The organism is Fibrobacter sp. UWB4, assembly GCF_002210345.1.
In the GTDB taxonomy this organism is placed as follows: Bacteria; Fibrobacterota; Fibrobacteria; order Fibrobacterales; family Fibrobacteraceae; genus Fibrobacter.
Genome location: NZ_MWQI01000005.1, coordinates 40,726 through 65,452 on the forward strand (window position 1 = coordinate 40,726; position 24,727 = coordinate 65,452).

The 24,727-nt window shown below is 44.3% G+C and carries 17 protein-coding genes and 3 pseudogenes; 13 read left to right on the plus strand and 7 right to left on the minus strand.

Translation table 11 applies throughout. From position 1 onward, the window contains the following. Nucleotides 1–29 precede the first annotated feature (29 nt). Nucleotides 30–779, minus strand: coding sequence for an MBL fold metallo-hydrolase (locus B7990_RS09195; RefSeq protein ID WP_088640681.1), 750 nt, complete (start codon nt 777–779; stop codon nt 30–32). Nucleotides 780–1,002: 223 nt separating this feature from the next. On the opposite strand from B7990_RS09195, the gene B7990_RS09200 reads away from it, so the two are divergent. Beyond that, a complete protein-coding gene (locus B7990_RS09200) occupies nt 1,003–2,478 on the plus strand; it encodes an amidophosphoribosyltransferase (protein ID WP_088640682.1) in 1,476 nt (491 codons plus the stop codon). 198 nt (nt 2,479–2,676) lie between these two features. Here B7990_RS09200 and B7990_RS09205 read toward each other — a convergent pair whose 3' ends face one another. From B7990_RS09205 to B7990_RS09225, 5 genes are all read right to left on the minus strand, one after another. Further along, nucleotides 2,677–4,260 (minus strand): hypothetical protein, encoded by a 1,584-nt coding sequence (locus B7990_RS09205; protein WP_088640683.1) that lies wholly within the window; start codon nt 4,258–4,260, stop codon nt 2,677–2,679. 403 nt (nt 4,261–4,663) lie between these two features. Next, complete coding sequence (locus tag B7990_RS09210; RefSeq protein WP_254917433.1) at nt 4,664–7,420, minus strand: valine--tRNA ligase; 2,757 nt, start codon at nt 7,418–7,420, stop codon at nt 4,664–4,666. 508 nt (nt 7,421–7,928) lie between these two features. Beyond that, nucleotides 7,929–8,459, minus strand: coding sequence for a nitroreductase (locus B7990_RS09215; RefSeq protein WP_088640685.1), 531 nt, complete (start codon nt 8,457–8,459; stop codon nt 7,929–7,931). Nucleotides 8,460–8,551: 92 nt separating this feature from the next. Next, entirely contained in the window at nt 8,552–8,908 is a 357-nt protein-coding gene (locus tag B7990_RS09220; protein ID WP_088640686.1) for an addiction module antidote protein, read from the minus strand. Continuing rightward, nucleotides 8,895–9,197: a type II toxin-antitoxin system RelE/ParE family toxin gene (locus tag B7990_RS09225; protein ID WP_088640687.1), complete on the minus strand. Its 303-nt coding sequence runs from the start codon at nt 9,195–9,197 to the stop codon at nt 8,895–8,897. Before B7990_RS09225 ends, B7990_RS09220 begins: the two co-directional genes overlap by 14 nt. Nucleotides 9,198–10,025: 828 nt before the next feature. On the opposite strand from B7990_RS09225, the pseudogene B7990_RS09235 reads away from it, so the two are divergent. The 11 genes and pseudogenes from B7990_RS09235 to B7990_RS15245 form a co-directional block, all read left to right on the plus strand. Then, nucleotides 10,026–10,622, plus strand: a pseudogene (locus tag B7990_RS09235) (N-6 DNA methylase); the annotation flags it as partial. Then, the gene (locus B7990_RS09240) at nt 10,612–11,718 is read left to right on the plus strand and encodes a YhcG family protein (RefSeq protein ID WP_088640690.1); all 1,107 of its coding nucleotides are present in this window, start codon (nt 10,612–10,614) and stop codon (nt 11,716–11,718) included. The pseudogene B7990_RS09235 and the gene B7990_RS09240, both read left to right, overlap by 11 nt. Before the next feature lie 15 nt (nt 11,719–11,733). Next, the gene (locus B7990_RS09245; protein WP_088640691.1) at nt 11,734–12,687 is read left to right on the plus strand and encodes a hypothetical protein; all 954 of its coding nucleotides are present in this window, start codon (nt 11,734–11,736) and stop codon (nt 12,685–12,687) included. Between the two features lies 1 nt (nt 12,688). Then, the gene (locus B7990_RS09250) at nt 12,689–14,041 is read left to right on the plus strand and encodes a restriction endonuclease subunit S (protein WP_088640692.1); all 1,353 of its coding nucleotides are present in this window, start codon (nt 12,689–12,691) and stop codon (nt 14,039–14,041) included. Further along, the gene (locus B7990_RS09255; RefSeq protein WP_088640693.1) at nt 14,034–15,224 is read left to right on the plus strand and encodes an ABC-three component system protein; all 1,191 of its coding nucleotides are present in this window, start codon (nt 14,034–14,036) and stop codon (nt 15,222–15,224) included. The genes B7990_RS09250 and B7990_RS09255 overlap by 8 nt, the downstream gene beginning before the upstream one ends. A 1-nt stretch (nt 15,225) precedes the next feature. Next, nucleotides 15,226–15,690 carry a three component ABC system middle component gene (locus tag B7990_RS09260; RefSeq protein WP_088640694.1) on the plus strand — a complete coding sequence of 155 codons (465 nt, stop codon included), beginning with the start codon at nt 15,226–15,228 and terminating at the stop codon, nt 15,688–15,690. After that, on the plus strand, nt 15,687–17,603 hold the full coding sequence (locus tag B7990_RS09265) for a DUF3732 domain-containing protein (RefSeq protein WP_088640695.1): 1,917 nt from the start codon (nt 15,687–15,689) through the stop codon (nt 17,601–17,603). The genes B7990_RS09260 and B7990_RS09265 overlap by 4 nt, the downstream gene beginning before the upstream one ends. Nucleotides 17,604–17,609: 6 nt before the next feature. Beyond that, nucleotides 17,610–18,353 (plus strand): hypothetical protein, encoded by a 744-nt coding sequence (locus B7990_RS09270; RefSeq protein ID WP_088640696.1) that lies wholly within the window; start codon nt 17,610–17,612, stop codon nt 18,351–18,353. A 20-nt stretch (nt 18,354–18,373) separates the two neighbouring features. Continuing rightward, nucleotides 18,374–18,787, plus strand: a pseudogene (locus B7990_RS09275) (ATPase); the annotation flags it as partial. After that, nucleotides 18,784–19,818 carry a 5-methylcytosine-specific restriction endonuclease system specificity protein McrC gene (mcrC, locus tag B7990_RS09280; protein WP_088640698.1) on the plus strand — a complete coding sequence of 345 codons (1,035 nt, stop codon included), beginning with the start codon at nt 18,784–18,786 and terminating at the stop codon, nt 19,816–19,818. The pseudogene B7990_RS09275 and the gene mcrC, both read left to right, overlap by 4 nt. Before the next feature lie 28 nt (nt 19,819–19,846). Next, nucleotides 19,847–20,017: pseudogene (locus B7990_RS15245) on the plus strand (MarR family transcriptional regulator); the annotation flags it as partial. 34 nt (nt 20,018–20,051) lie between these two features. On the opposite strand, the gene B7990_RS09290 reads toward B7990_RS15245, so the two are convergent. Further along, entirely contained in the window at nt 20,052–21,416 is a 1,365-nt protein-coding gene (locus tag B7990_RS09290; protein WP_217897544.1) for a chloride channel protein, read from the minus strand. Between the two features lie 212 nt (nt 21,417–21,628). Between B7990_RS09290 and B7990_RS09295 the strand changes: the two genes are divergently transcribed. Next, the gene (locus tag B7990_RS09295; RefSeq protein WP_254917434.1) at nt 21,629–24,688 is read left to right on the plus strand and encodes a CotH kinase family protein; all 3,060 of its coding nucleotides are present in this window, start codon (nt 21,629–21,631) and stop codon (nt 24,686–24,688) included. The last annotated feature ends 39 nt before the right edge of the window (nt 24,689–24,727 follow it).

The window sequence follows — 24,727 nt, forward strand, 5'->3', positions numbered from 1 at the left end:
TTTGAGTTGCTAATGAACTGCGGAACTTTCTATAGTTTCATCACGCGCTTCATCTCGAGATTCTCGTAGCCTTCTGGACAATGCGTCGAGAGGTAGACGGTCGGGTTGTTGGCGATAAATTCGCGGACGCGGTCGAGCGTTTCGCGGGCGGCTGCAATGTCTTCAAAAACGATGCTTAATTTGTTTGCCTTGAGGGCGGCATCGCAGTAGGTCACATCGCCATGCATCATGTAGAAGAGTCCGTCGTTTTCGGCGACGATGATGCTGTTGCCTTTGGTGTGTCCCTTCGCTTCAATGAAATAGATTCCGTTTGCGTTTTTTTCGCATTTCGGGAAGTTGTGGTAAGGCCCGTCCTTGTAAGTGCAGCGCACGATGTTTGGACCTTCGAGCTTCATGGCGTCGGCATCTTCGGGCGAAACGAATACCTTCGCATTCGGGAAGTACTGGATGGCCGCAGAATGGTCCGGATGCTTGTGCGTGATGAGAATTTTAGTGACCTGCTCGGGCTTGTAGCCAAACTCTGCAAACGCTTCCATGTAGTCTTTTAGCTTTTCGCCCATGTAAAGCGGTGCGCCGAGCTTTTTTTCGGGTGCTGCAAAGTCATTGACGAATCCCGTATCGACGAGGATGACTTCGCTCCCGGTGTCGATGAGAAAGTTTTGCAGGCTGCTGCGGTAGATAATCTGCTCGTCGAACTTGTCTTTGCCTTCTTCACCGCCAAAGGCAAACGCCTGGTTCATGAAACCATGGTCAAACATGCGTACGGCTTTAATTTCCATATGCTTTCCCTTCTGAAAATGTATGCTTTTATACCAATATATACTCAAAAGGTCTCAAATCAAAATAAGGCGTTATTCCAATTTGGGGCGTAAGCAAAAAATATGGCTATTTGCGGGGGCTGCCCGGCGGTTGAAATAAAAATTTTTCAGGTTTAGTCTTTGCATATGGCTCAAGATTTCTATTTTTGTGCGTGGAAAATCTTTTTCTATCCAGGAGTCTTATATGGGCGGCTTTTGTGGTGTTATTTCCAAAGAAGATTGCGTTTGCGATCTCTTTTATGGAACCGACTACCATTCTCACCTCGGCACTCATCGCGGCGGCATGGCTGTTTTGAAATCAGATGGAGTTTTCCATCGCTCGATTCACAACATCCAGAACACTCCGTTCCGCAGCAAGTTCGAGCACGATCTTTCACATTTTTCTGGCAAGGTTGGCTTAGGCGTCATTTCTGACACAGACCCGCAGCCGCTCGTCATGACCTCCAAGCTGGGAACGTTCGCGATTGTGACGGTTGGTCTCATTACGAACATCGAAGATATTAAGAACGAACTTTTCCGCAACAATTGCATGCAACTCCAGTTCTCGACAACGAGTGGCATGGTCGGTCCGACCGAAGTTGTTTCAGCGCTTATCGCTACGCAGGATTCAATTATTGATGGTCTCAAGTACGTTCAGGACAAGGTGAAGGGAAGTTGCTCCGTGCTGATTATGGATAGCGCGGGGCGTTTTTATGCGTGCCGTGACAAGTGGGGCCGTACGGCTGTAATCCTTGGTAAGAAGGATGGCGCCATGATCGCTCTGCAAGAAAGCTGCGCTCTTCCGAACCTCGGTTACGAATACGTCCGTGATCTTGGCCCAGGTGAAGTGGTCGAGCTCACGCCGGATGGCGAAACGGTGCTTGTTCCGCCGCGCAAAAAAATGGCAATTTGTTCGTTCCTCTGGGTGTATTACGGTTACCCGGCCTCCAGTTACGAAGGTCGTAATGTGGAAATGACCCGTTATCGTTGCGGTTCCGCTCTTGCGAAGCGCACCCCGACCGAAGCCGATGCCGCTTGCGGTATTCCGGACTCCGGTACGTCTCATGCATTGGGCTATGCTCACGAAGCTGGCATCAAGTTTGCACGCCCGTTCGTGAAGTACACGCCGACTTGGGCACGTTCGTTTATGCCGCAGGACCAGCGCCAGCGCGAACACGTCGCCTCGATGAAGCTCATCCCGATTCCGGGACTCATCAAGGACCGTCGCCTCGTTTTCTGCGATGACTCCATCGTTCGCGGAACACAGCTTGGTAAGCAGGCTGCAAAGCTTTATTCGATGGGCTGCAAGGAAACGCACATGCGTATCGCTTGCCCGCCGCTCGTTTATCCGTGCAAGTTCATCAACTTCTCTCGCTCCAAGAATGAATACGACCTCATCACGCGCCGTTACATTCGCGACCAGGAAGGCGAAAATGCTGATTTGGACAAGTACACCGATCCGAATGGCCAGCCGTACAAGGACATGGTCGAATACATCCGCAAGAAGCTGAACCTCACGTCGCTTGCGTTCCAGCGCATTGACGACTTGATCCAGGCTATCGGCCTCCCGGAAGAAGACCTTTGTACTTACTGCTGGACTGGCAAGGACTACGCCGAAACGGGTGACTGCTATCATTGCCCGTGCCATTGCCACGATAAGGAAAAGGAAGACAAGGAATAAACCTTCGTTTCGTCATGGGGCTTGCCCCATCCAGTGACATTATTACATCAGAACTTAACTGGATTCTTCAAGGCTTCGCCTTTCAGAATGACGCTAGAAATTAAAAATCCGACCTCATGCGAGGCCGGATTTTTTCATAGGAAAAGTCCCGCACATTTGGCGGGACTTTCTACATAAGGAGATGTATGGGACTTTGTTTTAACGATTCTTCACCTTGTTGGTGATGGCCGCAGCTGTGACACCGCAAACGCCGCCGTTATACGGACCAATTTCCTGGATGTTGAAATTGTATTTGCCCGCAGAGGCTTGAATTTTGAATCTGAGGGCCGCGAGTGTTCTGGAAGCCTGTTCACCGGTGTATGACGTTTTGCCCTTGTACCAGGACGGCTGCTTGAAAGAGGACCATGGGATAAACCTTGTTGTACCGGAAGGACTCTTCGGGAGTGCTACTGCCGGTAATGCGTATTCCAAGGTTGCGTCCAAATGATCACCGAGGCTCATTTCAAGTGTTGGTGCTGCATCCGAGGAGTAAGTAATGCAGATTCCACCCATGCCGGCAGCGTCAGCTGTAGCAACATTGCCGTCGTCGTTATTGCCTGCCAAGTTGAAGCCTATGCCGACAAACGGTTGGTAATACAAATCTCCCTCGTCAAGGATTGCCGTACCGCAAACGCCGCCACAATGTTCAATGACAGGTAGCAGGGATTCTGGATTGTATTCGTTGCCGAGGAGTTCTGGCCAAATGATTCTGGATTTTCCACCGTCGATATCGTCGCCGTAATAGAACCAGTAGCCGGATGTTTCTGTACCGACGTCATATCCAGTATGAATTTGTTCGATGCCATCAAGTCCAAACCAGGTTGTAAAGTCGTTTGTGGTCGGTGGTGGATCGATCGGATTTGGCGGATCAATCGGGTCTGGCGGATTTACTTGGGTTGTCGGCCTGAAGATCGGGAATTGAGAAGCTTCGCAACCATCGTATGGGCCAACTGCTGCGATGTTGAATGTGCCCGTAGAGCCGCTTTCTCCTTGGAACTTGAAGATGATAGCGGCGAGGTGTGCTGCAGCTTCTTCTCCAGATATCGGTTGGCCTTTGTACCAGGCCGGCTGCTTGAAATCCTGCCATGCGATACGTTTTGTCGTGCCGGAACTCTTGGGGAGTAATACGGCTGGTACTGCGTAGTCGATGGATGCATCCATTTCTTCACCGAGGCGCATTTCTGCAGATATTGGTATGTCGGATGCGTAAGTCACGCAAACGCCGCCCATGCTTGATGCGTCACCGACTTCTGCAGACGAGTCATCGAAACTCTTTTCTCCGACCAGATTGAAACCTACGCCGACATATGGTTTGTACATTAAAGAACCCTTGTCTAGAACATACGTTCCGCAAAGACCGCTGCAATGATTGATAATCGGATCCATTGCTTCGTTGCTGTATTCGTTTCCGGGTTCTACAGGCCAAAGGATTTTTGAGAGACCGCCGTCCATCTCGTCGCTGAAGGAATACCAATAACCAGCAGTTTCAGTGTCGTTCGCCAAGCCGGTCTGAATTTGAGGTTCTCCATTGTAGCCGTACCATGTCTGGAATTCTCCGGAAGGGGTTGCAACGGAAGAAGACGATTTAGCCTTGCTGGAAGAGCTTATTTGTATTGGATCGTCATCCGAGGGGTCATGCGGCAATAAAGAATCGAGGTAGCTGCAAGCTGTAAATGGGATTGATGCGGCGACCATTGCGAGGATCGCGGCTTTCCCGAAATATTTTCTTTGTCTTTTGTTCATCAGAATGTCCTCCTGTTTGTTCTGGTTGACGTTTTAAATATATGTAAATTAAAAAACAAAACAATAGGCCATTTTAGGACATAAAAGTTGTAATATTAATTTGTATGTAAATATGCGTACTATGATAGTACAGCGTTCGTTTTTATGATACGTGTTTTTTACGTTATATAATACAGCAAGTTTATTTGAGCTATATTTGTGATACACCTTGGATTTCGGATAAGTACGAAAATTATTTTTATATGTTAAAAATCTTTTTACATAAAGGTCGGAGAAAATTGATTTTTTGTGGAAAAACATTGCGGAATGCGGCCTTCTAAACGCAAAAAGAGGCGCTCCGTTGGGAGTGCCTCTTAAACTTTTGGGAGATTCCCACTCAAGGCGGGAATGACAACCGTGAATTTTACTTGAGTTCTTCGAGCGCCTTTGTGCTCTTGGCAATGATATCCATCTGCGTTGCGAGCTTGGTGCGTTCGGCGTTCACGACAGCCTCAGGTGCGCCATTGACGAACTTTTCATTCGACAACTTGCGTTCGATAGAAGCAGCGAAAGCCTTTGCCTTTTCGATTTCCTTTTCGAGGCGTGCGATTTCTGTAGCCGGGTCAAGGATGCCTTCCAGCGGGATGTAGAGTTCGCCACCCGGCACCACGGAGCTTGCGCTGAACTTCGGCTTTGCGGCCTTCACGGCTACAGAGAACGATTCAAGTCCACCGAGTTCGGTGATGATGGCCTGGCAGTCCTTCACGCTTGCTTCGGTTTCGGCGGTATCGACGCTCACGACAGCCTTGAGCTTGGTAGCCGGGCTTACGTTGTAGCGACCGCGCACGCCACGCACACTTTCCACCACGGCGAATGCCTGGTTGAATGCAGCTTCGATCTTATCGTCGATGAGGCTCGTGTCAGCCTTCGGCCATGCGCTGTTGATCACGCGTTCAGAACCCGGGAAGAGCGTTGCGTTGAGTTCTTCCGTGATGAACGGCATCACCGGATGCAACAGGTCAATCACGCCGCGGAGCACGTGGCTGAGGATTGCCATAGCGTTCTTCTTTTCGGCGGTGAGCGTTTCGCTGTTGATCACGGCCTTCTTGATTTCCAAGTAGCTGGAGCAGACATCGTCCCAGACAAAGCGGTAGAGGAAGCCGGCGAGTTCAGCAAAGTGGAACTCTTCCAGCATCTTCGTTGCGTTCTGGATGGTGGAGTTCAAGCGAGAGAGAATCCAGCGGTCTTCGAGTGCGAAGATCGAAGAATCCATCGGGAGCATGTCCTTGGAAAGTGCGCCAGCCTGTTCCAAGTGCGGGAACAAGAAGCGGCAAGCGTTCCAGAGCTTGTTCGAGAAATTACGACCAATTTCGAACTTTTCGCTCGTGTTGATGACAGAACCATCTTCCTGCTTTTCCTTCTTCACCGGGAGACGAACGTCCTGGTTGTCGGTGCAGAGGCTTGCCATCACGAAACGGAGAGCGTCCGTGCCGTACTTCTTTTCGATATCCATCGGGTCCACGCCATTGCCCTTGGACTTGCTCATGGTCATGCCATTGCCGTCCAAAATCTTCGGGTGGATGTACACCGTGTGGAACGGGACCGTGCCCATGTTTTCTTGGCTGAAGAGCACCATGCGGGCGACCCAGAGCGTAATGATGTCGCGGCTCGTCACAAGCACAGAAGTCGGGTAGTACTTCTTAAGCGTGTCCGTCTGTTCCGGCCAGCCCATCGTGGAGTGCGGCCAGAGACCACTGGAGAACCACGTGTCGAGCACGTCTTCTTCCTGCACAATCTTGTGACCGGCAACAGCGTCTTCGGAGAGGTTTTCTTCTTCGGAGCAGATGAGCCAGATGCCGTTCTGTGCCTTGTAATAGTAAATGTCGTTACGGCCTGCGAATGCCTTGTTCAAGTCCTCTTCGGTCGTCGTTTCGTCGGCGTGCCAAATAGGAATGCGGTGGCCCCACCAGAGCTGACGGCTGATGCACCAGTCGCGCTTTTCCTTGAGCCAGTCGAGGTACTTGTTTGCATAGCGTTCCGGAATGATCTTGATTTCGCCGCTCGTGACAGCCTTCATGGCGTTGTCGGCGAGGACGTCCATCTTCACGAACCACTGGTCGCTCAAGTACGGTTCAATCACAGTCTTGGAACGGTCGGAATGGCCCACCTGCATTTCGTGGTCTTCGACCTTGATGAGGAGGCCGAGATCTTCGAGACCCTTCACCACGGCGTCGCGTGCGGCCTGACCCTTCATGCCCTGGAACGGACCGGCGTTTTCGTTCAAGCTGCCGTCGTCGTTCATGATGTTGATCATCGGGAGCTTGTGGCGGAGGCCCGTAGCGTAGTCGTTCGGGTCATGTGCCGGAGTCACCTTCACGGAACCCGTACCGAATTCCATATCGACGAGGATAGCGTCTGCAATCACCGGAATTTCGCGGTTCACGAACGGAACCTTGAGCATCTTGCCGATGAACTGCTTGTAGCGTTCGTCGTTCGGGTGCACAGCGAGAGCCGTATCGCCCATGATCGTTTCCGGACGAGTCGTCGAAACCGGGATGAATCCCGAACCGTCGGCGAGAGGATACTTGAACGTCCAGAAGTGACCCTTCACAGTTTCGTAATAAATTTCATCGTCTGCCACAGCCGTCTGGAGCTTGGTGTCCCAGTTCACGAGACGCTTGCCGCGGTAGATAAGACCCTTCTTGAAAAGGTTGAAGAATGCGTGGCGGACAGCCTTTGCGCAAACCGGGTCGAGCGTGAAGCGCTGACGGCTCCAGTCGCAGCTGACACCGAGGCTCTTGAGCTGCTTCGTGATGCGGGCTTCGTATTCGTCCTTCCACTTCCAAATGCGCTCCACGAGGGCGTCGCGGCCAATGTCGTGGCGTGTCTTGTGTTCGTCCTGGAAAAGTCTCTTTTCGACGACTGCCTGCGTGGCAATGCCGGCGTGGTCCGTGCCCGGAATCCAGAGCGTGTCACGGCCAGTCTTACGGCGATAGCGAACGAGAATGTCCTGCAGTGTGTCGTTCAGAGCGTGGCCGAGATGCAAAGCACCCGTAACGTTCGGAGGCGGAATGACGACGGAGAACGGTTCGCCCTTTCCGCTCGGGGCAAAATCATTATTCTTGTTCCATTGGTCGTGCCAACGGTCTTCTACAATTTTCGGATTATAACGAGTTTCCATTTCCATAATGCGCCAAATTTAGTAAATAGTGTGCAAGGCGAGTAAAGCGCGAAATTCAATTTCGCATTTTTGAGCCGTAGCCACGGACGCCGAAGGCGTCAAAGGCGAGCGTCGCGACAATCGTGCTTGCACGAATTGTCATGACCGAGCCGTACTAAATCGCCCGAAGGGCGTCAATTTAGTAAAAGTAGCAGGTAGGAAGTAGGAAGTGAAATGTAGTGGGAAATGCGCTAATCGCGTCATCCTGAGCGAAGTGTAACGGAGTCGAAGGATCCAGTGAAGTCTTGAAAAATAGGATGGGAGGGGAAAGCCTTCCCCTCGCTTCAGCCGAATGTCATTCCCGGCGCCTGTCCTCGCTTGACGGGGATGACCGGGAATCTCCTTTCGGCTTCCGCTACCCCTTCGAGCGGGCCCTCATTCGCCGGCCCGCAACGCCCCGGCTAAAAAAGCTGCCGCAAAAATGCAACAGCTCTAAAAGTTAATTTGCTTGAATTACTCCGCCAGATAATTACTCCGCCCAGACGATGCGGCCTTCCTTGCGGGGGTGTGCTGCGGGCTGTTCGCAGTCGGCATAACCCAAAGCGCAGTGAGCGATACCAACCCATTCGTCTGCGTTCAGGCCCAGTGACTTGAGAATTTCCTTGCCCTCGTCGCTTTCGACTTCTTCCTTGGCGCGGTGAATCCAGATGCTGCCGAGCCCGAGGCTGTAAGCGGCGTTCATGAGGTTCCCCATGGCGAGCGAACCATCGTACAGGTGGGTCGGGATTTCCTTTTTCGCAAGGACTAGCAAAATCACGGGTGCTCCGTAGAACGGGTCGAAACCCTCGTCCCAACCGCCAATCTTGCGGTTCATTTCGGAGATGCGATCGCGCAGCCCTTTGTTCGTAATGGCGACCACGGTGGCGGCCTGCTTGCCCATGCCGCTTGCAGCGTAGATGCCCGCTTCGGCGACTTGTGCGATGAGCTCCTTGCTCACGGCGTCAGATTTGAATTTGCGGATGCTCCTGCGGTTGAGCAAAGTCTTGATTGTTTCATTCATAAAGTCTCCGGGAAATGGGATGATAAATTTAAATCTATAAAAAACGTAGGGAAGTGGCGTTGTAATCCGTGACTTGACCGGGGATTTCCTTCTTAAGCCTTGTATGTTCTTTGTTTTTCGGCTACGGCGCATGGCATGGGACCTCGCTTACGCCTGAATTTGGCTTTGGGAACTAGGCGCATTTGAATGCCCATGGCGGCAAGGACTTTGAATACCGTTTCAAATCGCGGATGAGCTTTTTCATCAAGTGCCTTATAGAGACTCTCTCGTCCGAGACCGGACGTTTCCGCAATTTTCGCCATACCCTTGCTACGAGCTATATGACCGATAGACCTCAGTAACAGGGCTGGGTCGTTTTCTTGGCAAATGAGATTGAGATACTCAGCGACAATTTCTTCGCTGTCAAGATATTCTGCAATATCCAATTGATTGATTTTATTTTCTTTCATTTTTGATTCCTTGCCAAATATTCTTTGCCCTTGCGATGTCTTGATCTTGTGTGGATTTATCGCCGCCAATTAAAAGAATTACGATTGTTTTGCCATCTTTTGCAAAATAAAGTCTGTAACCTGGTCCATAATTGATGCGTATTTCTAGAACGCCGTTCCCGACTGATTTAAAGTCGCCGAGATTTCCTCCTTCAACTTGGGTCAATCGCAAAAGAATATGCGCCTTTGCTCGAATATCTCGTAATTTCAGCATCCATTTTCTAAAATCGGATGTTTGATTTACGACCATTCTGTTCCTCCAAATGTATCTAATCGGATACAAAATGTCAAGAGGCGAATAAGAAAACTCATAAGTTCCAAAAGGGAACGTGAGGTTATTCTGCCATGTCTTTGAAATGCGTGGATTTTTTATAATAGAAACCAGAATGTATGAGAAATATGCAAAATTTGCATATTACATCTAGGTCCTTTTCTTTTTCATCTTTCTCTCCGGCCCTCAAACACGCTTGAAATTGCGGATCTTTTCTTCTGATTTGCGATTATTTCAACAATCTGTTTCCTAAACCCCTCGAATTCGATGGGTTTAAAATCGGGATTGTATAGTTGCTCCCGTAGCTCCCGTTATGATGCGAACATCCTTATCTTTAACAACGATTGTCTTTGATGTCATCTTTACCTCCATCTGCCTACATGCAAAAAAGACAGATAATAAGTTACGTTTTGTTTGTATGAACGTTTGTGCACTAAATGTAATTTCAAAAACTACGGCTGTCAATAGACCGGAGAGAATTTTCTGAAATATGCCTTTTTTCACCTTAAATCGGCATATTCCCGCTCCATTTTTGATATATATTTGCAAACAAGGTTTCCCATGGAAGTGAATAAGAAAGACCTCTCCGAACGCGACATTGTCAGCAAGTTCATTTCGCCCAGCATTATCAATGCTGGGTGGAGTCTTGATACGCAAATTCGCGAAGAGGTCTCGTTCACAGACAGTCGAATTTTTGTGAAGGGCAAGACCGTCGTGCGCGGGCAAAAGAAGCGTGCGGATATCATTCTCTATTACAAGCCGAACATGCCGATTGCCGTGGTAGAGGCGAAGGACAACAAGCATTACGTTAGCGATGGCGTAGAGACGAACTATCCCGCCTCTTTCCGCACCACAGAAAGTGCAGACCTTTTCTTACTCCTGATGATGCGTTACCTCAAGGACGGTGGCCGCGCAGCAATCGTATTGCCCGATGGCTCGCTTACCGGTGACGGCGTGAAGGAACGCATCCGCAAAGAATTTTTGACGCAGTGCAATGTACACACCATCGTGCGACTGCCCAATTCCGTTTTCCAGCCCTACGCAAGCGTCGCGACCAACCTGCTCTTCTTTACCAAGGGCGAAAAGACCAAGGATGTCTGGTATTACGAGCACAAGGTGCCCGAAGGAATGAAGGCGTATTCCAAGACCAAGCCCATTCAGAAATCGGAATTCGAACCGCTCAAAAAATGGTGGAATAAACGCAAAAAATCCGATGTCGCCTGGAAAGTCTCGATAAAGGAACTCGAAGAGAACGGCTACAATCTCGACATCAAGAACCCCACCGTCCCCGAAGAAGAAACCGTATATACCACCGCCGAACTTATGCAGAAACTCCACGAATCCTTCAAGGCTAGCGAAGATTTGCTGAACGATTTAAGAAAGGGACTTTCTTATGGCAAATAAAAGAAATCCTATTGAAGTTTTGAACGATGAATATCGTGATTGGCTTCGTCAATTAAAGGCGAATATTCGGTCTGCTCAGATAAAAGCTTCCATTGCTGTAAATGAAGAAATGCTCATATTGTATTGGAATATTGGCAAAGATATCTCCAATAAAAAAATGGATGCGCAATATGGAAGCCGCTTTTTTGAAAAATTGAGTCGAGATTTGCGCTCTGATTTTCCAGATGCTCAGGGATTTTCAGAAACGAATTTAAAATATATGAAGCGTTTTTATCAGTTTTATACTGAAAAGATGTTGTTGCTTGCTCCAGATTCTATAATTCGTCACCAGCTTGGTGACGAATTGGAAAAAACGCTATTTGTCATTCCTTGGCGTCATCATGTGGAAATCTTTACGCGGTCCAAAAGCATAGAAGAAGCTCTGTTCTTTATAGAGAAAACCAAAGAAAATGGATGGAGCCGGGCTATGCTCGTAAACATGATGAAAACAAAGTTTTTCGAGACTCAAGGAAATACGGTAAATAATTTCTCGCTAACGATGCCGAAAAATGATAGTGAATGTGCAAGGCAAATCCTAAAAGATACATACAAGCTTGATTTTCTGACCTTGTATGAGGATTATGAAGAAAACGACTTGCACAAGGCTTTAGAAGAAAACCTCATAAAATTTTTGTTGGAACTGGGTACTGGTTTTGCTTTTGTGGGTAGTCATGTTCCATTTGTTGTCAATGGCGACGAATTTGAATGCGACATGCTGTTCTATAATCTTAAATTACGTCGTTATATTGTTGTTGAACTGAAAGTTGTCAAGTTTGAACCGGAGCTTGTAAGTAAACTCAATTTTTACTGTAATGCAGTAAATCATCTTATAAAAGATGATGTTGACAAGGATACTATAGGCCTTTTGATTTGTAGCGAAAAAAACGATTTAGTCGCTCAGTGGACCGTAGAAAACAGCCGTGAGCCTGTTGGTATTTCAACTTACGAACTGACAAATATTATTCCGGCAGTAAAAAATATTTTCCCGGAAACAAGCGAGATTGAAAATAAACTTGGCCCCATTTTGCACAGAAATAGACGGAATAAAAGAAAATAGGGTTGTGGGTACTGGATGGAATTCTCTGAATATTATGTGGCCTATTTTGATGTTTTAGGGTATAAAGAAGCCTTTAAAAAATCAAAGGATTTTTCTGCAAAGCTTATTGATGCAATTGAATTTTCAATTAAAATAATGAAAAAAATTGTATCAATTCATAATACCACCATATTAGGCGAATCAACCGAAAAAATACCTGAAATAGAATACAAAGTTTTTTCAGATAATGTTCTGATTTGTTATAAGGAAACGAAAGACGATTTATCAGCATTGTCTTTGGTGTCTTTTTTGCGATTGGTGGCTACCATACAACGTGTGTTTTTTGAGCGTCCTCATTTGATTGTTCGTGGAGGAATAACAAAGGGACCTCTATATTTGACAAAGGATTTTGTAGGCGGCAAAGCATTGATTGAAGCTGTAGAACTTGAAAATAATGCTGTTTATCCAAGGATAGTTGTTGATGATTGTATTCTTAATGAATTGAATTTATTTAAAATGAAAGACGAGCTTTCTAAAAGCGTTATGGAAGCATCGTGTTTAGATTTGCTTGTGAAGGATACTGATGGCAAATATTTTTTGAATTATATCATGTCTTATGACGCTTGGATAATATTCCCCAAAAACAGTTCGCAATTAGAGCCTGTAGGGAGTTTTGAAGAACTAGAACAAAATGTCAGAGAAGGGTGCCAACTCAAACCGATATACAACCCCGAATGTCTTAGAGAAGTTTTCGTTATTTTGAAAAAACACAAAGATTTTGTAGAAGAGAAGGTAATTGAATTTAGTCAATCATCAAATGATGGAACCGAAGAAGCGAAAAGGCTGAAAATTCTGAAGAAATATTTGTGGTTGGTCTCTTTCCATAATAAGATTTGTGACCATGTATTATACAAAATGCCCGAATTAAAGATTAATTTAAAATCGGAATTTAACGAACAGACTTTGGCTTTTGATGTGAGTGTGGATTGATATGAGCGAATGGAAGAAAGTAAAGATTGGTGAGTTTCTTACGGAACGAGAAGGTCGCTTTAAGCCTGACGATAAAAGGATTTCCAAATATCAGCGATTGGATAAAATCGACTTTTCTGGAAATATTCATTTATCAAACAAACCCACAAAAACAGATATGATTCTTGTTCAGCCGGGCGATTTGGTTATTTCAGGAATTAATGTTGCCAAGGGCGCGATTACGGTTTATCAAGGTGAAGAACCCGTTTGTGCAACGATTCATTATTCGTCCTATACCTTTGATAGTTCTAAAGTCGATTTAGGTTATTTCAAGTTTTTCGTAAAAAGTGCCGCTTTTATCGCTGCAATGCAAAAACAAGTTAAGGGAAGCATCAAGACAGAAATAAAGTCTAAACATTTGCTCGCCCTTGAAATATCAATTCCTGATTTACAAACGCAGAAAAAAATTGTCAAAGAAATTTCATCTCAACTAGATAAAACGGAACAGCTCTCGATTGAAATCGCTAAACAAAAATCCTACGCAAAACAACTCCGCCAGAACATCCTCCAAGAGGCAATAGAAGGAAAACTCACCGCAGATTGGCGTAAACAACACCCCGTCCAAAAAGGCAACCCCGACTACGACGCCGAAGCATTATTTGAGAAAATCCAAGCGGAAAAATCGGAAACCAAAAGTTCCAAAAAGACTGTTGCTCCCATCACAAAAGACGAAATCCCCTTTGAAATCCCAGCCGGCTGGAAATGGGTCAGACTCGGAGATATATCGCTATTTAGTTCCGCAGGAAAAAGTTTTAATTGCGAAAGTCGAGAAGCAATCGGTGATGAATGGGGCATTATTAAAACCAGCGCAATCACTTCCGGAGTCTTTGTTGAAAGTGAAAATAAGTTCTATTCTAAAAAGTGCAATAATGATGTTCAAACAAAAATTCAAATGGGAGATTTCTTGTTTTGTCGAGCAAGTGGATCAAAAGGGTTGGCAGGTCGTTCTTGTGTTGTAGAAAAGATTTCTTCAAATTTATTATTGAGTGACAAAAGTATACGAATAGAATTAGCTCAAGGAATTAGCAAATCACTAGTAAACATGCTCAATAATTCTCAATATGGAGAAAATTACAGACTTTCTTTAGGCACGAATAAAAGTACTTCAATGAACAATTTAACAAGAGAGCAAATTCTAAATTTTAGAATTCCTCTTCCACCAACTGCAGAACAAAAAGAAATCGTCGCCCGAGTAGAACAACACCTACAAACCATCACCCAACTCGAAACCCAAATCGCCACCCGCGAAACCACCACCAAACAACTCATGCAAAGCATCTTGAAAGACGCCTTCGGGGAGGGCATAGATGGATAACCATAATGCATCACCTCAAGCTTTAGGATATCTTTATCAGGTACAATGTGCTTTATTGTTCCTTTTAAATTCTGAAGATGAAGACATCAAGGTTTGTATTGAAAAATTTGACGACATCAGTTTTCATAAAGACCAAAATGTCATTGAACAACTTCAATTAAAATATCATTCAAAAGACGGGAATATTACAAATTCAAGTGTTGATTTTTGGCGAACTTTAAAAGTTTGGATAGATGCGATTAATGCTGACGTGACTTTATTAGATTCAACAAGATTTTATATAATAACAACAAATAGTATCGCAACTGATTCTGTGATTGAGAAAATCAAAAAAGTCAACAAGAATGGCGAAGATAAAGTTGATGAAATATATAATGAACTGAGGCAAATTGCAAATGATGGGTTAAAAAATTGCGATCAAAAATCTCAAAATCATAAGTTTTATTCTGCTTTTATCAATTTCCAAGAAAATCGAGCAAAATCATTAATTAAATCTATCGTTATAATTCCAGATTTTTACCAGCCTTCTGAAATAAATGCATGTATTTTAAGAAGGATTAAACCTTTTACATTGTCAAAAACGGAACACCATGTCTTTGAAACCCTTACAGGATGGTGGTACGGCAAAATGATTTTATGCTTGCAGAATCCACAGCCCACATTTATTTCTTTTAACGATTTACGATTGAAAATAAGTACTATTCTTTCTGATTTGAGCGAAAATACATTGCCAATCGACGTAACAGAAAAGGAGATTACCGCCTTGGCATCAGAAAGTAATGTTCAAAACATCCTAAAACAAATGCAGCTGATAAATGCAAAAAAATCAAAAATTAATAATGCCGTTCAAAGTTATTACAGGGCATATGCACAGCGGTCTAAATGGTTAAAGGATGCATTATTGTATTCAGACGAGTTAGATGAATATGATGAACGGTTAAATAGAGAATGGGAATTTCAATTTAATGAAATTACAGATGACTTAGAGGATGATAGTCCAGAAGAACAAAAAGTAGAAGCGGGAAAAGAATTGTATAAAAAGTTAATGGACAAAGATATTCCTATACGTTCTAATCTGAATGACAACACAATAAGTCGTGGCAGTCTTAATGGCTTATCAAATGAATTAAAAATTGGTTGGCATCCTGATTATAAAAAAAGAATATCGGGTATCGAGGAGTAACATGCGGTCTTGGGAAAATCGTTCAAAAGAAATTGCTTATCTATTAAATCCTGCATATTGCGGAAAAATTTTGTATTCTTCCATAAAAAAATACAATGAGACTTCTCAAAGAGGCAATTTCCCATTTGCGTTAATCTATTTAATTTTGCCTTTGATGCTTTATCCACAAGTGCCTGAAAAAATTAATGCAAAGTCACGTTTTTCTAAATTCGTGACAGACAATCCTGAACTTTTTATCAATTTTGGGAAAAGGGCGAGCAGTCTTACAACAATAACAAATGAAGCTATAGAATTTTTAATGTCTGGGAAATTGATTGTTTTTAATGATGATGCAACATTGAGTTGTTTTGAATCTTTAAAAATACCAAACGATGATTTGATAAAAAAGTCGAGTGCTTTAGGAAAAATGCTTGCAACGGCAGGATCAACTAATGTTATTTATTTGATGCTAGGAGTAAAACCATGATGCAGATAGAAGCTATTGTCATTTATGGTAAGAATGGGGAGAGACGAATTCTTCCTTTTAATCCAGGTAAAAATAATATTATATCAGGAGTCTCCAAAACAGGGAAATCAACTGTTGGTCAGATAATTGAGTATTGCTTCGGAAGCCGACAATGTGAAATCTCCGCTGGAGTTGTAAGAAAATATTCTGATTGGTTTGGAATGCTGTTAAAGCTCGATGAGGAAAAATGCTTTGTCGCACGAAAAAATCCCGATTTAGATAAAAAATATTGCAATACAATGTATTGTGAATTTTCAAAAAATGCTGAAATTCCACTTAAAGTAGATTGGGTTTCAAATATTGATAATGAAATTTTTGCCAAACTAATAACAACAAGATTGGGTATAGAAGAAAACATCCATTTTACTCCGTCTAATCAAACTCGTAATGATCTTGTTGCAAATATAAAGCATTCCTTGTTTTATTGCTTTCAATGTCAATATGAAATAGCTAGTCCAATAAATTTATTTCATAAAGAATCAGAAGAATTTGTAAAACAAGCCATCAAAGATACGATACCTTATTTCTTTGGTGCTGTTGACAAAAAACAAATAGATATAAAGCAAGAACTGCAAGAATTAAAGAGAAAGCTTCTTTTACTAGAACGTAAAGAAAGAGAAAAAATAACCATACAAGGCGGGAAGAAAAGAGCTCTGCAACTGTTAGAAGAAGCCATACAAGTTGGTCTTATCGATTCCTCTGCGTATGATTCTGATGCTGATATCGCTCATTTAATCAATGTATTAAGAAAAATAGAAAGTTCTGACATCACTCCTCTAGAGACTTTTTTGTCTGGAGAAGACAACTTGACGCATCTTCAAGTTACCTTAGAACAACAACGAGATAGGTTAAATGAACTGAAACATAAAATTGATGATGTAAAGCGTGTGTTGAAAGTTTCAGACGATTATAAAGATGCTCGGACGGAACAAAAAGAAAGGCTAGAATCAATTGGGTTGTTCCAAAAACTAACTTTTGCAGAAAATACATGCCCGTTCTGTTCTCAAAAGACTCCAGAACCTTTCCCCGCTTTTGAAAAACTAAAAAAATCTTTGGAAGAATTGTCTAGAAATTTAGATAATCTAAATACTAATACATCTTCGTTAAGAGCATATTTGGTTCAACTAAATGAAGAAAAAAGAAATTTAAAGGAAGAGATTGCCAAAAAGAAAAATGAAATAGAAGCAATACAAAATTCAATAGCTGATGCTGAAAAATATAAAGATTTATCTGTCAGAAGAGGAAAAATCATTGGAAGAATTAGCTTATGGCTAGAAAGTTACAAGGAAGAACCTGTTGTTGCTAATGATAAGGATGATTTGCTGAGACAGATAAAAGAGAAGGAAGATCTTTTGTCCGACGAAACTATTCGTGAGAGGATGGATTCTATATTCAACATAGTTTCTGGCTATATGACACAATGGGTTGACGAAATCGATCTCGAATACAAAGACAGTATATATCGATTTAGTCCTTATAGCGCAACTGTTTTTGTCGATACCATAAAAGAGGGAGCAATTCCTTTAAAAAACTTAGGTAGCGGCTCTAATTGGGTTGGAGTGCACTTGCTCGCTTATTTTGCGTTCCAGAAATATCTTATTGAAAAGAACAGGCCCGTTCCTAGTTTTATTCTTCTTGACCAACCTTCGCAGATTTATTTTCCTAACCAAAAAGATAAAACTGATTGGGAGGCCGTGAAGAAAATTTATGCATTTATAGAAAATCGTGTAAAAGAAATGAATGGAAAATTACAGATTATTGTTTTGGATCACGCAGATTTTCCAGAAGACTTTGATTTTAAAAACGCGACGATTGAACGTTGGGATGGGGAAAATAATGCTTTGATACCTTATGAATGGATTAATGAAGAGTAAAAATATATGCTAAATATAACGGGTCAAATAAAAGAAATTTTAGGCAAAGGCAACTTTTGGATTGTTAAAGAAGTTCAACTTGACAATCCAATATCAGTCAATGGTAAACTGTATAATAATGTAGCTTGTAAATTCTCTATTAAACATTTTCAAGAAGATATTGATCGAAATCTAAACATTTACCAGTCTCTAAAGAAAAGTAATGTGCCCACTTTAGAATTTGTGGAGAAGGGTTGTTTTGAAAATGAAAATTGCTTAATTGCTGAAAATCTCGCCAATCGAGAAGATGTTCTTTTCGTATCTCCAAATACGCTACGAAATAAACCGGACACGCGTTTGATTGCTTTACTTCACAAAAAAAATGATTATGTCCCATCAAAGATCGAAACATATTTATCCAACAGTAAAGTTAATGAAATAGTCAACTTCAATGATTTTTTGAATTGTTCAGAGAATCAGGTTCGTTTGCTTAGTAAAAAAAGTTTGGGTTTGTGTGAAGATGCTCTCTTTTTTGGAGTTGATAAGAAAACTAGGAGTAAACTAACGGATTGGCTTATTGCTGATTTTGATTGTATCGAAATAGATTGTGTTGATGAGGAAGATGATATAAATCCCTTCAATGGGAATATGCAAGTTTTTTTGAATGCTTTATATGAATTTGTGCATCTTTTTGTTATAGAAAAGAAGCAAGTAAAATATTTAGATATAATTTCAGAATGGCATGAAAAGTATCAAACAAATTTATCGTAAGCTTCACTGTTTTTATATCCAAGTTCACAATTCCAAAGAATGTGTTTATCATCGGCATGATGAATACGGCCGATAGAAGTTTGGCGATTTTGGACTATGCCTTGCGTCGCCGTTTTGCGTTTTACGAAATCAAGCCCGCCTTTGAATCTAGAGGTTTCAAAGAATATCAGGCGAGATTGGACAACCCCTTGTTCAATAAGCTTATTTCTTGTGTTAAGCGTCTGAATACTGTGATAAAAATGGATTCCTCATTAGGAAAAGGTTTTTGTATAGGGCATAGCTATTTTTGCGGTTTGACCCCAGAAGGAATCAGCGAAACAAGTTTGGATGCCATTATTGAATATGAGATTATCCCATTGTTAGAAGAATACTGGTTTGATGAACCCGATAATGTGAATAATTGGAGTGATCAACTGAGAAATTCAATAAGATGATTCCTGTAAAAAACATATATTACATGCTTTCGTATGCCTTCAAGATATTGAATGAAGGCTGTTACAAAAGCGTGTCAACGGAATCTTTTGAAAACGCATCGGATTTATTTGCGGCTATTTTGATTAAGGGCGTTTCCAGCCTTTTGAGCCGTGGCTTGAGTCGAAGTTACATAGGTGTACAGGATTCTATTTTGAGCGTGAAGGGGAAAATAAACCTCTCGGCAACTATCAAGGAAAATGCCCTGATAAAAAGGGAAGTTGTCTGTGAATATGATGAATTTTCCCCGAATGAGTATCAGAATAAAATCCTGAAATCCACGATGATTCTTTTGCTGAAAGCAGATGTGTCTTTGGAGCGAAAGAAAAAGCTGAGAAAACTGCTATGCTTCTTCCGGGAGATAGACGAAATCGATGTTTATAAGATTAACTGGGATCTTAAGTTCAATCGGAATAATCTCCATTACAGGATGCTTCTCGGAATTTGTCAGTTAGTGGTGAAGGGGTTGCTTCAGACTCAATCGGATGGCTGTATGAAATTGCGGGATTACCTGGATGAACAACGCATGAGCCGATTGTATGAAAAATTCGTGCTTGAGTTTTACAGAAGGGAATATCCTGGATTGAAAGTTTCCGCCTCCGAAATTCAGTGGGCTTTGGACGACGATTTTGACGATCGGCTCCCGACCATGAAAACGGACATCATGCTGCAACTAGATGAATCCGTGCTGATTATTGATACTAAATGGTATAGTTCCGTCACACAGTCGAAATTTGATTCGCATACGTGGCATTCTGCGAATATGTACCAGATTTTTACGTATGTGAAGAATAAAGAAACCGAACTTCAAGGCAAGCCGCATAAGGTTTCGGGAATGCTTCTGTATGCGAAAACAGACGAACAAATTCAACCAAACCATGATTACATGATGAGCGGGAATAAAATAAGCGTGAAGAGCCTGGACTTGAATGTAGATTTTACTCAGATCAAGGCTTGCCTTAATGACATCGCTCGTGAGTTTATACGAGGATAAAAAATAGAGACGTAGTCTTTTATTTCTCGAGGAAATATCTAAAAATCCAAATGTTACGCAAGCAGAATTGGCTTCTATACTTAAATATCAGCGTTCGTCGGTTAGCGAAAGTATGTCAAAATTACAGGCTTTAGGCATATTAAAGCGAGTTGGTAGTAAAAAGACTGGCCATTGGGAAATCGTCAAAGAAGATTATTAACGTGAAGAACAGATATTCTTCCAATAATCTTGTTTTAAATCTTGATCCTAATCTTCTTTTGCTTGTAAATCGATTGTCCGCCGTTGCAGATATAGGCGACCGTGCAGACGATGAAGAATGCGGGGAGGCAATTGAATCCGAAAATTTCGCCTGCGATGAGGATGGGGGCCCAGAGTGTATTGCTTGCGCTTGCGAACACGGCGGCAAAGCCGAGTGCTGCGGCGAGGGCAACGGGCATCCCGAACATCCCTGCAACGAATACGCCAAACGTAGCGCCGATGGCGAAAAGCGGGGTGACGACACCGCCAATGAATCCTGCGGAGAGTGTAAGAATTGTGAGAGCGAATTTCAGAATCCAGTCGTACCCGGCGACGTTCCCAATCAAGTCTGCATTCCCGGCGATTCCAAAGCACATTTCCAACAAGTTTGTTCCAAGTCCTGCGTAGCGTCCCTGGAAGAACACGAGTAAAAGTGCACTTAGACCCACACCCATAATGGCGATTCGCTTAATGCTGTTTGGGAATTTCTTTGCGAAAAAGTTTTGCGAAAGTCCAAGCAACTTTGCAAAACCGCCACCGACAATTCCGAAGAGCACTCCCATCAGCGCAAGCTTCACGAGGAACTTGCCGTCGAGCGCGCCTTCGTTTGTGAACACGTTTGCCGAGAATCCGCTTGCATCAAGAAGCGAATTCAAGTCCACGCTGAACTTGTGGAATCCGAGCATGCTTGAAACTTTGCAGGCCGTGAATGCGGCAGCGGCAGCGGGCAACAATGCGCCAAGTTCCAAGTGTCCGACGAGCAGAACTTCCAATGCGAATGCTGTAGCTGCCATCGGGGCCTGGAAAATTCCTGCAAAGCCTGCGGCAAGCCCTGTCACGAGCATAATGTGTGTTGCGTTTTCGAACGGCAACTTCTTACTTATGTTATACGAGAGTGCGGAGCCGATTTGCATGGCGGCACCTTCGCGGCCTGCGCTTCCGCCGAAGAGCTGTGTCAGCCAAGTGCTCACTGCTGCCATCGGGATAGAAACGAGCGGGAAATCGGATTCCTTGTTGAGTCCTACGGCGAAAACCTGGTCCATGCCGCGTTCCGTCCAGCGTCCCCATTTCTTATAAGCGAATACGATGGCAGCACCGCCGATGGCGAGGGCGGGGATGAAGTACAGCGGGTTTGCGTCGCGGATTGCAGAAAGCTTGTCGCTGATATCGCCGAAGCATGCGGTGAGTGCGCCAATGACTGCGCCGAGTACAATCCCGAGCAGCACGAATGTCGGTGTTGCAAACCACTTGAGTAACTTTTCCTTAACGCGAGCCTTTGCCATCTTCATCATTTGTTCTTTCATCTCGGGGCTGAACTGATTGAACTGTTGGCTCGCCTTGCTGAAGTCGCTGAAATTCATGTAAAATCCTTTTTATGCAACTAAAATTTTTCACAAAAAATAGTAAAACGGAACGCCTTGTTCCGCTTTTTTGCGTGTTGTCAAATGCTCAATCCTTTTACAACGTGAAATTAAAAAAAGAGGCTTTTGCAACGTGCCTAAATATATACTTAACTCAAGGATTGGATTGGTGTGGCGCTCAAAATGAATCGCTCAATTCTAAGGGATCAGACATGAAAAAAATCTTTTCTGGTGTAGCGTTATTTGGGATTAGTTTTGGTTTGGTTTTATCCGCTTGCGGTGATTCTAACGATTCTTCGTTTAGTCCTGCAGCTCCGGGAATTGGTGAAATTAGCTCCGATTCCAATGACGGTCAATTGGGCGGTTGGTCCAGTTCGGCTGGCGTCCCGGGACTTTCTTCAGCTGGCATTCCGGGAGGTTCCTCCGCGGGTGTTCCGGGAATGTCGTCTCCTGTTGCGCAGTCATCTTCCTCGGCTTTAGTTCCCTCTTCTAGTGCTCAGGATCCGCCGGCTTCGAGCGCTGCTACTGTTATTCCGCATTTCGAAGGGAATAGCCCGGTGTTCTTCTCGGAAGTTTCTCCGACAAATGCAAATCTCAAGGACAATGACGGTAACGATCCGGGATGGGTCGAATTTTACAACTCGTCCGATGCTCCGGTGAGTTTGAAGGGCTATTCGCTTACGGATGATTTGTCTAATCCTAGTCGTTGGTTTTTTGGTAACGCAACAATTCCAGCCAAGAGCTACATGATCGTTTTCCTTTCGGGCAAGAATTATCCTGACTATGTCTTGCCTTCTGATTCGCTTAATATGATGAGCTCGGATTGCAGTTCTGAATCTGCTGCGGGTGGCATGGGCGGATTCAATTTCCCCGGCATGGGTGGTGGCATGGGCGGTGATTGGGGCGGCGGCATGGGTGGCTATCCTGGTGGCGGGTCTTCTGGTAGCAATGTCGATAATTTGCAAGGCAAGTCAACGCTCTGCTTTAACGAAAATGGCGCTATTCAGATTGGTGCTGTAATGAAAGTGGCTCAGGGCGGGGATTATTCGCGTGTGGTTGTCAAAACCAATAATGCATCTAGCCTTAGCAAGGTCAACCAGCTTGTTGTGCGTGGCTTTATCACCAAAAATCATAAAATCCGTGTGAACTTTAAGGAAGGTGAATCGCTTAGCAATTGGAGCGGCAAGAATCTTCGCGGTACGGGCGATTTGTCATCGGTGTTCTATGTTCGTCTAGACGATAATGCAAAGGATCTCAAACGGAACAACGTAACGGCGACAACATTTGCTACTGAAACTCAGGGCAGTGAATCGACGACCATCCAGATTACATCGTATATTGCCCGCAATCGCGGACATGAACCGCATGCATCGTTCAAGGTGGACAAGGACGGCGGTGCTCTGTACTTTATAAATGCCGAAGGCGCTATGCTTGACTCCGTTCGTTTTGGCGCTGTTCCGACGACCGCTTCCTGGTCACGTGATGGAGCTGGCAAGTGGGGGCTTGCAACGCCGTCGCCTTACGGTAATACGATCGGTGAGGTCTTTGCCGAACAGGTTCAAGTTGCTGAAGTGAACATTCCGCCTTCTGGATTCTACACGTCTGCGGTGACGGCTACATTCCCGGCGGGCACACGTTGCGAACAGGGCGGTACTGAACCGACAACAAACTCTCCGGTGGTGCAGACTACGGTGACGATTAGTGCTACGACGGTCTTGCGTTGCCGAGCTTATGCCGGCGGCTCCTACCCGAGTGAAGAAATTATTCGTACTTATGTTTTCGAAAAGCAGCCTTCACTTGCATCGATTTTTGTGACGACAGATCCGCTCTCCATGTTCAGTCCGGATTCCGGCCTTTATATGACGGGTAATGGCGCTGCCATGATGGATCCGAAGAAGGGGGCGAACTTCTGGAGTAACCGTGAACTCCCGGTCTATGTGGAAATGTTTGAACCTGGCAAACCGCAGGCACCCGCGTTTGGCGTGATGGGCGACTACAAGATTTCTGGACAGTACAGCCGTGCTAAAGAGAAGAAATCGTTTGCCGTGACTTTGCGCGAAGAATATGGTGAAAAGCGCCTCAAATACACGCTCTTCCCGGATCATCCGGAACTTAAGAAGTTCAAGGCGTTCTCGCTCAGAAACTTTGGTAACAATTCCGGTGACGATTACGTACGTGATCGCTTGGGAACGTCAATGACGGAAGGACTTGGCGTGGATTACCAGCGTGGCCGTTATGTTATTGTGTATTACAATGGCAAGTATTATGGCATCCACGATTTGCGCGAACGCAATAATGAATATTATTATGAAACCAAGTATGGATACGACCCGAACGATATCGACCTTCTCGCAACAACATCAAGCGGTACGGATGAAGCGAGTGTAGGTTCTTCTGCCGATTATAAGTCTATGCTGGAATGGCTGCAGAGCAACGACTTGAAATCGGATGCGAACTACAAGAAAATTGCAGACCAGGTTGATGTTGACAACTACATGAATTACATGCAAGCTGAAATGTTCTTGAACAATAGCGACTGGCCGCACAACAACATGAAAAAGTGGCGTGTTGCAAGCCAGAAGACGAAATGGAAATGGTTCTTGTACGATACGGACTTTGGTTTTGGCGTGTCTTACAATACTCAGACTGGAAACGTGTTCAGTTATGTGACAAACCGCAGTGGAACGAGTGGCATGGGCATGGGTATTGGCTTCGGTGGCGGTATGGGCGGTGGTCAGCAGACTGGCGGCGCTATTTCCGAACACACGATTCTCATGATTCGCTTGCTCGAAAATGAATCGTTCAAGAATGCGTTTATCAACCGATTCTGCGTACTGTTGTCCATGAACTTCTCGGCGGACAGGCTTCTCAAGCGCATCAACGATTTGCAGTCTCAGGTGGAATCTGAAATGGCCCGCGACCAGGAATTCTGGGGCTATAATGCTTCTAGCATGAGCAACAACTTGGCGACCGTGAAGAGCTTTGCTCAGTCTCGTCAGGCGACAATTCGTGAACAGATGGAATCGTATTTTACGCTTTCGTCTCCGGCGGAAATGACGCTTAGCTCGCAGGGATCAGGAACGATTCTCGTGGATGGCCTCCAGCTGGACAAGTCTTCAATGACAGTCTCGTTCTACAGGGATGTTCCTGTCACGCTTACGGCTCAGGCGAATTCTGGAAGTACGTTCACGGGCTGGAGCGATGGCGTTACGGATGCAACCCGCAAGGTGAACCCGGGTGAAGTCACGTCTGTTACTGCCGTGTTCAGGTAGTTTTACTCAACTGAAATCCAAAAACAAAACAGCTAAACG